Genomic DNA, 13,643 nt, shown 5'->3' on the forward strand with positions numbered 1-13,643 from the left:
GAGGTCGGAGTCACTCGCGGGCGCCGCCGTCGGCCGAGACGGCGTTCCGTTCGTCCTCGTCGTCCACATCGGGTTCGGGCTCCGCCCCGTGAGCGCGCTTCAGGGCGATCGCGGATTCGACGATCACCCACACGGCGGCGACCACGATGATCACGTCCATGATCAGCAGCAGCCAGTTGCCCTCGCGATAGAAGGTGCCCAGCTGGATGATCGCGGCGTACACGCTGACGAACAGGACGAACAGCAGCGGGATCATGATCGGCAGCACCGGGCGACGCTTGCGCATCAGCATCACTGCGAGGATCGCGAGGGTCAGCCCGGCGAGGATCTGGTTGGTGGTGCCGAACAGCGGCCAGATGATCATGCCGCCGGCCCCGTCGGCCCCTGCGCTGAAGGCCAGGCCCAGGCACACGGCCAGCACGATCAGGGTCGCCACCAGCGTCCCCAGCTTCACGCCGACGATCTGCCCGATCTCCTGGACCACGAAGCGCTGCAGGCGCACCCCGGTGTCCATCGTGGTGGCGGCGAAGAGCACCGCCATGGTGGCCAGGATCGTCGCCGAGAGCGAGGTGGGGATGCCGAGGCCCTGATTGAGGATCGAACCGCCACCCGTCACGAAGGCGGCGACGCCGCCCTCGTTGAACGCGGAGTACACGGCTTCCCAGTCCGCGAGGGTGCGGAACCCGGCGGTGGTGGCGATGATCGCGCCGAGGGCCAGCAGGCCCTCTCCGACCGCGCCGAAGTAGCCCACGAAGCGGGCGTCGGTCTCCTTGTCCAGCTGCTTCGAGGAGGTGCCGGAGGAAACCACGCCGTGGAAACCGGAGACGGCGCCGCAGGCGATGGTCACGAACAGCAGCGGCATGATGCCGGGGGTGCCGTCGGGGACGTTCGCGTTGAGCGCGGGGGCGACCACCTCGGGGCGGAAGATCAGCACCGCGCCGTAGAGCAGGCCCAGTCCGATGAACAGCTGCAGGCCGTTGATGTAGTCGCGCGGCTGCAGCAGCACCCACACCGGCAGCACCGAAGCGATCGCGGCGTAGACGAACAGCACCACGATCCAGAACGCCCCGGCGGACAGGCCCAGCACGGTCTCCGGCAGCACCACCGGGAAACGGTCGCCCAGCAGGATCAAGCCGTACAGGGCGACCACGCCGATCACGGAGATGACCGGCAGGCTCCACTTCAGGCGGTAGATCGCCTGACCGATCAGCACGGCCACCACGAGCGCGCCCCAGGTGGGGAGCACGGCCGTCGGGGTGGAGACCAGCAGACCGGAGATGACCACCGCGAAGGCCGCGTTGACCATGAGCAGCAGCAGGAAGATGACCACCAGGAACAGGCGGCTGCCGCGCTTGCCGATGTAGCGCGCCGACAGGGTGCCGATCGACTGGCCGCGGTTGCGGACCGAGGCCCACAGGGCACCGAGGTCGTGCATGCCGGCGAAGAAGACGGTGCCGAGGGTGACCCACAGGAAGGCGGGCGCCCAGCCCCAGATCACGGCGACGGCGGGGCCGACGATGGGCGCGGCGCCGGCGACCGAGGTGAAGTGGTGTCCCCACAGGATGAACTTGTTGGTGGGGACGAAGTCGACGCCGTCCTGCAGCTCATGGGCAGGGGTGCGGAAGGAGGCGCTGAGCTTGTAGACGCGCCTACCGAGGAATCGGGAGTAGAGCAGATAGCCGGCGATCATCATGGCGATGCCGACCACTGCGAGGATCAGGGAGTTCATGGGGGCTCTCCTGTCGAGGGGCGGGGAAGGGACCACGGCGACAGGGGCGCAAGGGCGGCTGACGGGCGGAGCCGCCGGTCACCGGTCACGTCGTCATCGCACGCGATGGGACTCACGGTAACCGACCGGCGGGCTGCTGTGGTCGCGTCAGCCGGGCGGGTTGCGGAGCGCCCGGAGGTAGCGGCGCGTGATGAGCTCCTGGACGAGCCGGAAGACCGGCGCGCCGAGGCGGGCGTACCAGGCAGCGGGCCGGGAGACGACGTCGAGGTGGAAGCGCACGAGACCGGTCGCGGTGCGGGTGACGGTGAACTGCTCGATCCCGGATTCGGGATGGCCGGGCAGGGTGCCGTAGGCGAAGCCGGCGCGGTCCGGTTCGTCGATCACCCACAGCACGCGACAGGGCACGGTGAGCTGGAACGGCCGACGGCCGAGGTGCAGGCGCACCTCGGTGCCCTCCTGCAGCGGAGTGTGGGTGGCGCTGAGCTGCAGTCCGGCTCGCCGATGCACCACCCAGCTGCGCAGCGCCGAGGCGGCGCGCTCGAAGTCCATCCCGCTGACCACGGTGCTGCGATGGTCCCTGCGGTATCCGGCGGACGGATGCTCGAGGGCATCGAGGGGCGCGGTGAGGGGCAGCTGGGTCAAGGGGATGTACAGGGAGGAGGAGACGACGGCTTTCGAGCGTCCGGGGCGGAGGCGGTGGAGCCTGGCGGCGAGCGGCGGCGGAAAGGCGTCGATGACGGAGTCGAGCAGGAGCGTCCGATGGCCCTCGTGCATCATCTCGTCGGCCCACGCGGAGTCGTCGCGGTCGATCGCCGGGCTGAGGGGGCGGGGTGTCCAGCCGTCGGCCCAGGGCTGCGTGGTGAGGGTCAGGGAGAGGTCCGTCCCCTCCTCTCCGCTGCCGCCGCTCGCGCCGAAGGATGTGCGCTGACTGGACCAGTCCGGCGACAGATCGACTTCGAAGGAGCCGTCCACGATCGACAGGAGCGTGCGGTCGAGGTCCTCGAGCAGGTCGCGGGAGCCGGAGTCGCAGGCATCGCAGCCGCAGTCCGGCACTGTGCTCACGGCCACCGCCGGATCGCCGATCCCGACGACCAGCCCGAGGATCAGCGCGTCGCTGCCCGTGATGTCGATGCTGCCGGCCGCGTCCTCGGGTGCGGTGCGGGCGAGGACGAGCGGCAGTGCACCCGGCCGATGGGGGCGCAGCACTGTGGTGCGATGGAGCTCGAGACGCGGCGGGGCGGCCCAGCGGACACCCGCCCGGAGGTCGCCGCTCTCCATGTCCTCGCGGGTCGCCCAGGCCCGGGAGGTGAGCACCCGCGTCCAGGCTTCGGCCCGCGCCCAGAGGATCCCGAACTTGCCCGGGTCGAGGCAGCGGCTGTATTCCTCCTCGAGGCTGTCACGCTCCTCCCCGTCGGTTCCGAGATGGGGGTCCTCCCAGCTCGGGGTGTCCGCACCGGTTTCCGCGAAGGCCTCCTCCACGTCTGCCAGCAGCTGCAGGAGGCCATCGGTGAATGGCGGGCCGGCATCGGCCCACTCCTCGGAGGGGTCCTCGGCGATCTCGCACAGGGAGGCGTGATCGGCCTCCCACCAGGTGGGTGCGGGGGTCGTCGTCATGCCTGGAACCTACCGTGACCCGCGCCGGATCTCTCCCGGAATAACGCGTCAGCCGACGCTGATGCGCCCCGCGGCGGAGGCGATGCCGAGCCAGGTGTGGCGGTTGTTCCACCAGCACCAGCCGAGTTTCGGGGCGTCCTTGCGGTCCTTCCCATCGCGGCCGGTCCCGTTGGAGATCCAGAGCGCCGCAATGCGGGAGTCGAAGCTGCCGCTGGGCTTCTTCAGGCGTGAGCCGATGGTCATGAAGCAGTGGTTCCGCTCGAGGATCTCCGGCTGCTGGAGCACCAAGTGGAGGCCCTCGGTGAGCAGCAGCGGGGTGCGGCCGCGGGCGGTGAGCTCGGTGAGCGCCTCCGCCGGGGAGGCGTTCTCGAACTCATCCCCGCGATCCAGGCCCTCGACCAGGTAGAGCGTCTCGCCCGCCAGCTCGATCCCGGTGGGGGCGAACTGGTCCACGTCGGTCATGTCCTCGACCACGAAGCCGGGCTTCTCCCCGCGCCGCATCAACGGGGCGAGGGCCGATGCCGGCACGAGCGCCGGATCCAGTGCGAGCAGCGCATCGCTGCGCGCACCGCCGAGCTGCGCCGCGGCATCACGCAGCTGCTGCGCGGGCAGGCCTGCGAGGTCGTGGACGCCGAGATCGATCAGGCGCTGGGCCTGGGCGGTGAAGGTGGGCAGAGCGGTGGCGGTGATGGAGGCTCCTTCAGGGGCGCGGCGGGGAGGGAACAGTCCTCAACGGCGCCCGCCCCAGCGTTATTCCCTCACCACTGCGCGTCCCACGGCTCGCCGGGCCGGTAGCTGCCCACCGACCACTGATGCCCCTCGGGGTCCAGCACCTCGAAGCGGTAGTTGCCCCAGGGCGTCGTGGCGGGTGCCTGGACCACGGTGGCCCCGGCGTCACGGACCCGGGCGAAGAGGGCATCGACCTCGGCCTCGCTGTCGAGGGACAGCACCGGGGCGCGGCCGGTGGAGCCCTCGACCAGGGGCGAGGCGGTCTAACCGTCGGCCGCGGCCTGGACCATCAGCACAGCGTCATCGAGGCGCAGCTCGGCATGGTCGAGGCTGCCCTCCTCAGCGCCGTAGCTGTTCACGAGCTCCATGCCGAACGCGTCGGTCAGCCAGGCCACGGCGGCGGCCGGGTCGCGGTACAGGGTGAACAGGGACAGGGTGGCGGGCATCGGGGCTCCTCGACTCGGGGGCTCCAGCAGTGGCGGGAGCATCCCCCACGCTAGGAGAGGCCGAGGACGGTTCCTGTCCGCGAAGAGCTGCTCGGTCTCAGCGCAGGGCGACCAGGGCCTGCACCGGCGCATGGTCGGAGGGGAAGGCGCCGTGGCGATCGGTGGAGATGTTGATCGCGGCCTCGAGGATCATGAACTCCTCGGTGGCCAGCACCCAGTCGATGCGGTCGCCGCCCTCGACGGGCTCCTCGTAGCCGGGGAACGTGCCCCAGGCCGGGGTGAGCTGCTCCTGTGCGGCGTCCCAGGTGTCGAGGGTGGGGCCAGCGGTGACCAGCGTGGAGTACGCCCCCGAATCGTGGGCCGCGGAGTTGAAATCGCCGGTGACCAGGGCAGGCAGTTGATCCAGTTCGCCGCCCTCGAACAGGTCGATCATGGCCTGAGCGCTCTCGATCCGGGCCGGCTCGGACTCGTGGTCGAAGTGGGTGTTGATCATCGCGAACTCGCGCCCGGTGGCCAGGTCCTCCATCCGCGCCCACACCACGATGCGGTTGACGTTGTTGCCCCAGGTGGCCGAGCCGATCTGGTCCGGGGTGTCGGAGAGCCAGAACTGGTCCCACGCCGTCACCCGCAGGCGCTCGGGATCGTAGAAGATCGCGGAGTGCTCCCCGGTGCTGCCGCCGTCACGGCCGTAGCCGATCATCTCGTGGCCTGGCAGCGCCTCGCGGATCGCGGCCAGCTGACCGTAGACGGCCTCCTGGACGCCGAGCAGCGTGGGCCGCTCCCGCTCGAGCAGATCGATCATGATCGGCCGACGGCTCGGCCAGTGGTCGGGATCCCCCATCTGGGTGGAGTCGGAGTTGTCGTAGCGGATGTTGAACGCCATCACGTGCAGGCGGTCGCGGCGGCTCCCCCGGCGGCGACGGTGCCGAGGCCGATCAGAGAGCGTCGGGCGAGGAAAGGGGACATCGGCACATCTCCTGGGGACGGGGTCATGTGTGCCCTGCCGACCCTAAACCGCAGTGCCCAGGCCCGACAGTCCCCGTCGCGGGTGTCTCCGCGATGTTCATCGGCGCGGCATGCGGTGCTCATGTGCGACCCGGGGCAGATTCCTCGCAGCGGCACTCCCCCGCGGCCCTCATGCGATCGCACGGCGACGCCGCACCCCGTCGGCGAGCGCACGCAGCACGCCCTCCGTGGCCTCCCAGCCCATGCACTTGTCGGTGACCGACTGGCCGCGCACCAGCGCGGCAGGGCCTGCGTCGACGTCGAGCTGCTGGGCTCCGGCGATCAGGTTGCTCTCGAGCATCACCCCTGCGACGGCAGCGCCGTCCACGGCGATCTGGTCGGCGAGCATCGTGGCGACCTCGGCCTGGCGCAGATGGTCCTTGTTGCTGTTGGCGTGGCTGGCGTCGATCACCAGGCGCGGGCTGAGACCCCGAGAGACGAGGCGCTCGGTGGCGGCGCGCACCGGACCGGGGCCCCAGTTCGGCCCGTCGGCGCCGCCGCGCAGGATCAGATGGGCATCCGGGTTGCCGGTGGTGGAGACGAGGCTCGCCCTCCCGTCGGCCCCGATGCCGAGGAAGGACTGCGGTGCGGAGGCGGCCGTGATCGCATCGAGCGCGACCTGGATCCCGCCGTCGGTGCCGTTCTTGAAGCCGATCGGCATCGACAACCCGGAGGCGAGCTGGCGGTGAATCTGAGATTCGGTGGTGCGGGCTCCGATCGCGCCCCAGCTGATGAGATCGGCGATGTACTGGGGGCTGATCGGTTCGAGGAACTCGGTCGCGGTGGGCAGGCCGAGCGCGGTCACCTCGCGCAGGAAGGTCCGGGCCCTGCGCAGACCGGTCGCGATGTCGTGCGAGCCGTCCAGGTGCGGGTCGTTGATCAGACCCTTCCAGCCCACGGTGGTGCGCGGCTTCTCGAAGTAGGTGCGCATCACCAGCAGCAGCTCCTCCCCCACCTCGTGCTGGATCGTGACAAGGCGGCGCGCGTAGTCGAGCCCGGCCTCCGGGTCATGGATCGAGCAGGGGCCGGCGACGACCAACAGGCGGTCGTCGGTGCCCGCCAGCACGGCGCGCACCTGGTCGCGGTGGCTCTCGACCTCGGCGGCATGGGCGGCATCGAGCGGGAGCTCGGCCAGGAGCTCGGCCGGGGTGGGCAACGGGGTGTAGCTCGCGACGTGCCGCTCAGGGGAGGCGACGGGGGCGGGGGCTGCGGCGAGAAGAGTCATGGGTCCTGTCCTTCATGGGGGCGGACCCGATGCTCAGAGCCCGCCGGGAAATGGCGAAGGGCAGAGCGTGTGCTCTGCCCTTGTCGGCTCTGGAGAGGTTGGGGACGCTACACGGCCGCCGGCCCCTCCAGGGCCGACATCGCATAGGTAAACCAACGGTTCTGCATGCGCTGAGAGTACACGCCGCGCCATGGGGTGCACATCGGTGTCCGTCAGCCGCCTACGCCGATTGTGCGCTGGGGACCGATGTCGGCCCGTCGCATCGGTCCACAGCGCACAATCGCGGGAATCCTGCGCGCCTCGCGGGGTCGGGCATGGCGCCGGCGAGCCATGGCGTTCTGCGGGCCGTCGGCCTACGGTAGAAGGAGGTCCGCCGACGGGCCTCGACGGCGGGCCGCTCTCCGAGGAGGACAGTGCCATGCCCCGCAACGTCGCCCAGAAGCTGATCGCCGCCCATCTGGTGGAGGGGTCGCTCGAGCCCGGAGCCGAGATCGGCCTGCGGGTGGACCAGACCCTCACCCAGGACGCCACCGGCACCATGGTGATGCTCGAGCTGGAGGCGATGGGCCTGGATCGAGTGCGCACGGAGCTGTCGGTGCAGTACGTCGACCACAACCTGCTGCAGACCGACGAGAAGAACCCCGACGACCACCTGTTCCTTCAGTCCGCGGCCGAGCGCTTCGGGCTGTGGTTCTCCAAGGCCGGCAACGGGGTCTCCCACCCCGTCCATCAGGCGCACTTCGGCCGTCCGGGCGCACTGCTGATCGGATCGGACTCCCACACCTGCGCCGCCGGCGCGCTGGGCATGCTCGCGATCGGCGTGGGCGGGCTCGAGGTCGCGATGGCGATGGCCGGCCAGCCGCTGTATGTCACGCTGCCGCAGATCTGGGGCGTGGAGCTCACGGGAGTCCTGCCGGACTGGGTCAGCGCGAAGGACGTCGTGCTGGAGATGCTGCGCCGCCACGGAGTCAGCGGCGGCGTGGGCCGGATCATCGAGTACCACGGCTCGGGACTCGCCCAGCTCGACGCGATGGACCGGCACGTCATCGCCAACATGGGCGCCGAGCTCGGAGCGACCGCCACAGTGTTCCCGGCCGACGACGCCGCCCGCACCTACCTCGAGGCCGTCGGCCGCGCCGAGCAGTTCGAGCCCTGGGAGGCCGACGAGGGCGCGACCTACGACCTGACCGAGCACATCGACCTGGCCGCGCTCGAGCCGCTGATCGCCCGGCCCTCCTCCCCCGGCAACGTGGTGCCGGTGGCGGAGGTGGCCGGAGAGCCTGTGAATCAGGTGGTCGTCGGCTCTTCGGCGAACCCGGGCCTGCGGGACTTCGCCGTGGTCGCCGAGATCCTCGATGGCCATCAGGCCCATTCACGCGTGTCCGTGGACATCAACCCCACCTCGCGGGAGGTGCTGGCGGATCTGATCTCGGGCGGCTGGCTGGGGGCGTTGGTCGCCTCCGGCGCCCGGATCCACCAGTCCGGCTGCATGGGCTGCATCGGGATGGGGCAGGCCCCCGCGAGCGGGCGCAACTCCCTGCGCACCATGCCGCGCAACTTCCCCGGCCGCTCCGGCACCGAGGAGGACGCGGTGTGGCTGTGCTCCCCGGAGACCGCGGCGGCCGCGGCGCTGACCGGGAGGATCACCGATCCGCGCACCCTCGAGGGCAGCCACGACCTCGCATACCCGCGGCCCACGCTGCCCGAGAGGTACGCGCAGGTCGGCGACATGCTGATCCCGCCGCTGCCCGAGGAGGAGGCCCGCTCCGTCGAGCTGGTGAAGGGGCCGAACATCTCCTCTCTGCCGGACTTCACTCCGATCGCGGACCGCCTGGCGCTGCCCGTGCTGCTGGCGATGGGCGATGACGTCTCGACCGACGAGATCCTGCCGGCCGGCTCGCAGGTGCTGCCCTTCCGCTCCAACATCCCGCGAATCGCGGACTTCGCCTTCACCCGGATCGACAAGAGCTATCCCGAGCGGGCAAGGGGCACCGAGGGCGGACACGTGGTGGTGGCCGGGAAGAACTACGGCCAGGGCTCCTCGCGCGAGCACGCGGTGATCGCCCCGCGCCACCTGGGGCTGCAGGCCGTGATCGCGGTGAGCTTCGCCCGGATCCACTGGCAGAACCTCGCGAACTTCGGGATCGTGCCGCTCGAGTTCGAGGACCCTGCGGATCTGGAGTCGATCGCGGTCGGTGATGAGGTGGTGCTCGAGGGCGTGCACGCGGCGCTCCGGGGCGGCCGCTCGCTGACCGCCACCGTCGGGGGCCGCGAGGTGCGTCTGGTCCACCGGCTCTCGGAGCGCCAGGTCAACATGGTGCTCGCCGGGGGACGGATCCCGCTGACGGCTCAGGGGGTGTGAGCCCTCGCCCGGCGGGTACCGGGCGTCGTCGCGACAGGCTCGCGGGACACGTCCGACCGGGAGGTCGGTGGTCCTCCGGCCCACGGATCTACACTCGCCACCACCGCGCGCCACCCGCGCGGACCCTCGACACAGGAGGTATGCGATGAGCACCGATGAGAAGTTCGAGAACGCGAAGGACAAGCTGAGCGGCCAGGCCAAGGAGGGCTTCGGCAAGGTCACCGGCGATAAGGAGACCGAGACCGAGGGTCAGGCCCAGCAGGGCAAGGCCGAGGCCAAGGACAAGCTCCAGGACGCCCGCGATTCCGTGAAGGGCGCCGCTGAGGGCGCATTCGGCGACAACGACAAGCGGGACTGATCCGGCGGGGCGACAGCCCGACCTGCAGGCAGTTCCCGGTGGCGGCTCCACGTGGTGGGGCCGCCACTGGCATGTCTGAAGGCCCTGCGTGCCGCCTTCAGCGCTGAGGGCGAGGATCACGGACCAGAGGCGTCACGCAGCAGTCGGCGAAGGCGTGCTTCTCTGCGTGTGCTCCACGAGGTGACAGGTGCCGCCCGCCAGGAGCAGGATGGGCGGTCCGGACCCCTCCGAGAGGACCCCGCCATGACGCAGCGCCTGCGCGTCCAGAACTTCACTGTCTCCCGCGACGGCATCGCCGCCGGTGCGGACCAGACGCTCGAGCAGCCCTTCGGTCACGACGTGAATCCGATGGAGCTGATGAGCTGGGCTGCGGGCACTGCGAGCTGGTCCAACCGCCTGGACTCCGGCGGCAGCCGGGGCTTCGAGGACCGCCTGACCCGCGACTTCACCCACGGCATCGGCGCCGAGATCATGGGCCGTCACAAGTTCGGCCCCAGATCCGGCCCCTGGCCCGACGAGACCTGGGAGGGCTGGTGGGGTGAGGAACCACCGTTCCACACCCCTGTCTTCGTGCTCACGAGCCATCCGCGCCCGCCGCTGGTCAAAGGCGAGACCACCTTCCACTTCCTCGACGCCACCCCGACCGAAGCGCTCGAGCAGGCGAAAGCGGCAGCGGGCGGACTGGATGTGCGGCTCGGCGGCGGCGTCACCACGTTGCGCGCCTTCCTCGCCGCAGACCTGATCGATGAGCTGCACGTGGCCATCGCACCGATCGCGCTGGGGACGGGCCTGAAGCTCTGGGACCGGCCGGAAGAGCTCGAAGATCGCTTCCACCTGGAGCAGATCACCGCCGGCAGCGGCGTGACGCACTGCTTCCTCTGGCGACGACGAGTCGCCTGAAACCACCACCGGAATTTAAAAGCACCACCGGAATTCTGTCTCTGGTGAGCTGTGCACACCGCATAGCCGTTCACCGCTCACAGGAGATAGAAATCGGGCGGCCTGCCCCACCTGGTGGCTGTCATGCGGGCAGCCTGCCCCGCCTGGTGGCCTGCGGGTGGGCAGCGGGCTCCGTTCATGCACCGGTCATCTCGGCGTTCTCCTCCCCCGCCACGGTCACGGCCCACCACCGGCCCGGACATCGTGCCCGGGCTGCGGCTGGAGGAGGTGAGCATGGCGGACCAGGCGGCGACCTTCGCCGCGCTGCTGGGAACAGAGATCCCTCAGGCCGACGGAGCACCGGTGCAGGAGCTGTTGCGCATCGGGGAGGCAGGCATTCCGGCAGCTCGACATGAGCTCGAGCGAGCTACTCGCTGGAGCTCTGCCCCTGCGGCGGAGCACAATACGTCCGGCGGGCACTCACCCCGGCCCGTCGAGCTCCTCCAGCATCTCCAGCGCGCCGAAGGCCTCGACGATCACCTCGACGGTGCCGTGGAAGCGGAGGTCCTCCCCGTCCGGGGAGATCTCCCGGACCAGCAGCCCGTAGGTCGCGAGCGTCGCCAGGTCCCGCTCGGTCTGCCAGTACCGCTGGATCTCGTCCATGTCGGGGTCACCGCCGAGGTCCGCCGGGACCAGGTCACGGTCGAGCGCGACGCGGATCGTGGCCGGGAGTGCGAGTCCGCCGGGCGAGATGGTGTGCATCAGAGCCGCGAAGGTGTCAGGGCCGCCGAACAGGCCACCCTCCTCGGGCTCCTGCTGCAGGGTGTCGAGGATCAGCAGCATGAGCAGCGCCCGGGAGAAGCGGACGAAGGCCGCAGGGTCCTCCGTCTGCGGGACCGCCGGCGTCAGCCCGTGCCCCGGCGTGACCCGGGTGCTGCTCAGCTCCAGCCAGCCGCCGCTGACCAGGGCATTCCAGGGGCCGACGATCGGACCGACCTGCCACATCGTGGTGAGCTTCTGCTCGCCGAGGTCGAGCTGCCATGCCTCGACCAGGGCGCGGACATCGGCCATCCGCAGCGCGCCGGTGGAGGTGATCCGGCGGCCCTCCCCCACGTGCTCGAGCAGCCGCACGGCGCCGCGCACCAGGGGGATCTCGGCGTAGACGGCAGCCGCTCCGGCCGGGTCCTCGCCGACGTCGACGGAGCTCTCCAGGGCCCCTCGCGACAGCCCGTCCTGCGGGAGGAACCAGGGCCAGCCGAGCGCCTCCGCACCGGCGGAGGCCGCAGGGTCCGTGCTCACCGGTTCCGGTGCCGGGGCATGGGAGAAGAAGGCGGAGCCGCTGCCGGCTCCGAGCGCTGGGCTGCGAGCACCGGGGACGTAGGGACGGGAGGGGTTCCGCAGCTGCCCGGTGTCGCTGAGCTCATGGCGTTCTACCACGGTGAGCTCTGTGTTGTACCAGGTCATGAACTCTTCCAGGGTCTCGGCGTCGTCGAGCTCGACGCCGAGGGTCTGGGCGTAGGTGAGGATGTTCCCGGAGAAGGTACGACGGGAGGGGTCGTCGGCCGCTTCGAGCGTCGTGAACTCCAGATCCGTCAGGAGCGCCCGGGCGTCATCGGCCGTGAGCCCTTCGGGGTGTCGGCGGCCGGTCTCCTGCAGGAAGCCGAGGAACTGTCCGAGCGCCGGGCCCTGCGCCATGACCATCTCCCGCGGCTGGACCACCTTCCGGGGCACCACCTCGGTGAGCAGCACTTCGATAAGCTCCTCGGTCCAGTAGGTGGGGTCGGGGCTGTCCAGCTGCTCCGCCTTCAGGCGCAGCAGCTGCTCGACATGGGACGCTTCCGAGTCGGCCTTCTCCACGGCGATGTCAGCCCGGCGCGACAGCACGAACTGTGCGAGCAGCGCCTCGACATCCCGCTCCCAGCGGCGATCGCCGGTGGTGTGCCGGTCGCGGCTGAGACCTGTCTGGTGATGGTCTCGTCGTGTTCTGCGCTTCTTCGGCATGTCTCCATGATGACCGATGACGGCCGGAGGGTCACCGCGCGACAGGGAGCGCACGACGCACTCTCCCCATAGGCACACTCCGCGCAGGAATCAGGTGATGACGAACTCGTCGCCGCTCTGCTCCGGCTCGAGCGCCCGGGCGATTCGGGTGATCGCCTCGATGAGCAGCGGCTGCGGCATCGCGTAGATCAGCCGCACGTGCCCGGTCCCGGCGGCGCCGCAGTCGGTCCCGTCGGTGCATTCCACGCGGGCGTGCTCGAGCAGGTGGTCGTGGAGGGAGCCGGTGATGCCGTAGGCCCCCAGGTCGAGCCAGGCGACGTAGGTGCCTTCCATCGAGCTCAGCCGGGCCCGGGGCAGCAGGGTGCGGACCAGCTCGGTGAGGGTGTCGCGGTTGCGGCGCAGGTAGGTGACGATGTCCTCCAGCCAGTCCTCCGCCTCGGAGTAGGCGGCGGAGGTGGCGGCCAGGCCCAGGTTCGCGGCGCCGTGGCGGGCGAAGTGACCGACGGCGGTGAAGTGGTCGCGGTCGGCCTCATTGCTGGTGATCAGGTGTGCGCACTTCAGGCCCGGCAGGTTGAACGCCTTCGACGCGGAGACGGCGGTGATCGTGTGACCCGCGGCGGCCTCGCTGAGCGAGGCGTACGGGAGGTGCCGGCCCTCGAGCACGAGCGGCATCCAGATCTCGTCGGAGAACACGCGCCCGCCCCTGCGGTCCACCAGGTCGATCAGCGGCTCCATCTCCTCACGGGTGAAGACCCTGCCGGTGGGGTTGTGGGGGTTGCACAGCACCAGCAGCTCGCCGCCCGCGTCGAACGCGGCCTCGAGCGCGGCGAGGTCGTAGCGGTGGCGGCCAGAGTCGTCGCGGAGCATCTCGACCTCGATCACCTCGCGTCCCGTCAGCGGCGGGACCTCGAGGAACGGCATATAGGACGGGGTGGGCACGATGATCTTCGAATCCGCGCGCAGGAAGGTCCCGATCACGGCTTGGAAGATCGAGATGACGTCCGGCATCTCGTGGATGTGCGAGGGATCCACGGCCCAGCCGGTCTGCCGCTGCAGGAAGGCTGCGGTGGCCTCTCTCAGCTCGGTGGCGAGCCGGGCGGGCAGGTAGCCGAACGCTCCCCGCTCCACCTCGGTGTGCAGGCGCTCGGTGACCGCCGCGGGAACCCCGAAGTCCATCTCGGCGACGAACGCACCGATCACGTCGCCGCCCCGAGCCCAGCGGGTGGCGCCGGCGGCGACGAGATCGTCCTGGGTGATGGCGTCGAGCTGCTCGATGCTGGGCACGGGTCCTCCTT

Annotated in this window: 10 protein-coding genes and 1 pseudogene; 3 read left to right on the forward strand and 8 right to left on the reverse strand. The window is 70.4% G+C overall.

Annotation, left to right across the window (positions count from 1 at the left end; translation table 11 throughout):
* Positions 1–10 precede the first annotated feature (10 nt).
* The 6 genes and pseudogenes from Q0937_RS06000 to Q0937_RS06030 all read right to left on the reverse strand — a co-directional run bounded on the left by Q0937_RS06000 (position 11) and on the right by Q0937_RS06030 (position 6,748).
* Positions 11–1,729 carry a carbon starvation protein A gene (locus Q0937_RS06000; RefSeq protein WP_299300832.1) on the reverse strand — a complete coding sequence of 573 codons (1,719 nt, stop codon included), beginning with the start codon at positions 1,727–1,729 and terminating at the stop codon, positions 11–13.
* A 147-nt stretch (positions 1,730–1,876) separates the two neighbouring features.
* On the reverse strand, positions 1,877–3,343 hold the full coding sequence (locus tag Q0937_RS06005) for a DUF1990 domain-containing protein (protein ID WP_299300835.1): 1,467 nt from the start codon (positions 3,341–3,343) through the stop codon (positions 1,877–1,879).
* A 48-nt stretch (positions 3,344–3,391) separates the two neighbouring features.
* Entirely contained in the window at positions 3,392–4,069 is a 678-nt protein-coding gene (locus Q0937_RS06010; protein ID WP_363323207.1) for a DUF5701 family protein, read from the reverse strand.
* A 32-nt stretch (positions 4,070–4,101) separates the two neighbouring features.
* A pseudogene (locus tag Q0937_RS17985) lies at positions 4,102–4,650 on the reverse strand (VOC family protein).
* Positions 4,616–5,401, reverse strand: a complete 786-nt coding sequence (locus tag Q0937_RS06025; RefSeq protein ID WP_299300843.1) for an endonuclease/exonuclease/phosphatase family protein — start codon at positions 5,399–5,401, stop codon at positions 4,616–4,618. Before Q0937_RS06025 ends, Q0937_RS17985 begins: the two are co-directional and overlap by 35 nt.
* Before the next feature lie 252 nt (positions 5,402–5,653).
* Positions 5,654–6,748 (reverse strand): 3-deoxy-7-phosphoheptulonate synthase, encoded by a 1,095-nt coding sequence (locus Q0937_RS06030; RefSeq protein ID WP_299300846.1) that lies wholly within the window; start codon positions 6,746–6,748, stop codon positions 5,654–5,656.
* 418 nt (positions 6,749–7,166) lie between these two features.
* On the opposite strand from Q0937_RS06030, the gene Q0937_RS06035 reads away from it, so the two are divergent.
* The 3 genes from Q0937_RS06035 to Q0937_RS06045 all read left to right on the forward strand — a co-directional run bounded on the left by Q0937_RS06035 (position 7,167) and on the right by Q0937_RS06045 (position 10,368).
* Complete coding sequence (locus tag Q0937_RS06035; RefSeq protein WP_299300849.1) at positions 7,167–9,110, forward strand: aconitate hydratase; 1,944 nt, start codon at positions 7,167–7,169, stop codon at positions 9,108–9,110.
* A gap of 145 nt (positions 9,111–9,255) precedes the next feature.
* Positions 9,256–9,468: a CsbD family protein gene (locus Q0937_RS06040; protein WP_299300852.1), complete on the forward strand. Its 213-nt coding sequence runs from the start codon at positions 9,256–9,258 to the stop codon at positions 9,466–9,468.
* Positions 9,469–9,711: 243 nt separating this feature from the next.
* A complete protein-coding gene (locus Q0937_RS06045) occupies positions 9,712–10,368 on the forward strand; it encodes a dihydrofolate reductase family protein (protein ID WP_299300855.1) in 657 nt (218 codons plus the stop codon).
* 459 nt (positions 10,369–10,827) lie between these two features.
* Here Q0937_RS06045 and Q0937_RS06050 read toward each other — a convergent pair whose 3' ends face one another.
* Positions 10,828–12,348, reverse strand: a complete 1,521-nt coding sequence (locus Q0937_RS06050) for a hypothetical protein (RefSeq protein ID WP_299300858.1) — start codon at positions 12,346–12,348, stop codon at positions 10,828–10,830.
* A gap of 90 nt (positions 12,349–12,438) precedes the next feature.
* Positions 12,439–13,632, reverse strand: a complete 1,194-nt coding sequence (locus Q0937_RS06055; RefSeq protein WP_299300861.1) for a MalY/PatB family protein — start codon at positions 13,630–13,632, stop codon at positions 12,439–12,441.
* Positions 13,633–13,643 lie beyond the last annotated feature (11 nt).

The sequence above is a fragment of the uncultured Brachybacterium sp. genome (assembly GCF_947500705.1).
Taxonomy (GTDB): domain Bacteria; phylum Actinomycetota; class Actinomycetes; order Actinomycetales; family Dermabacteraceae; genus Brachybacterium.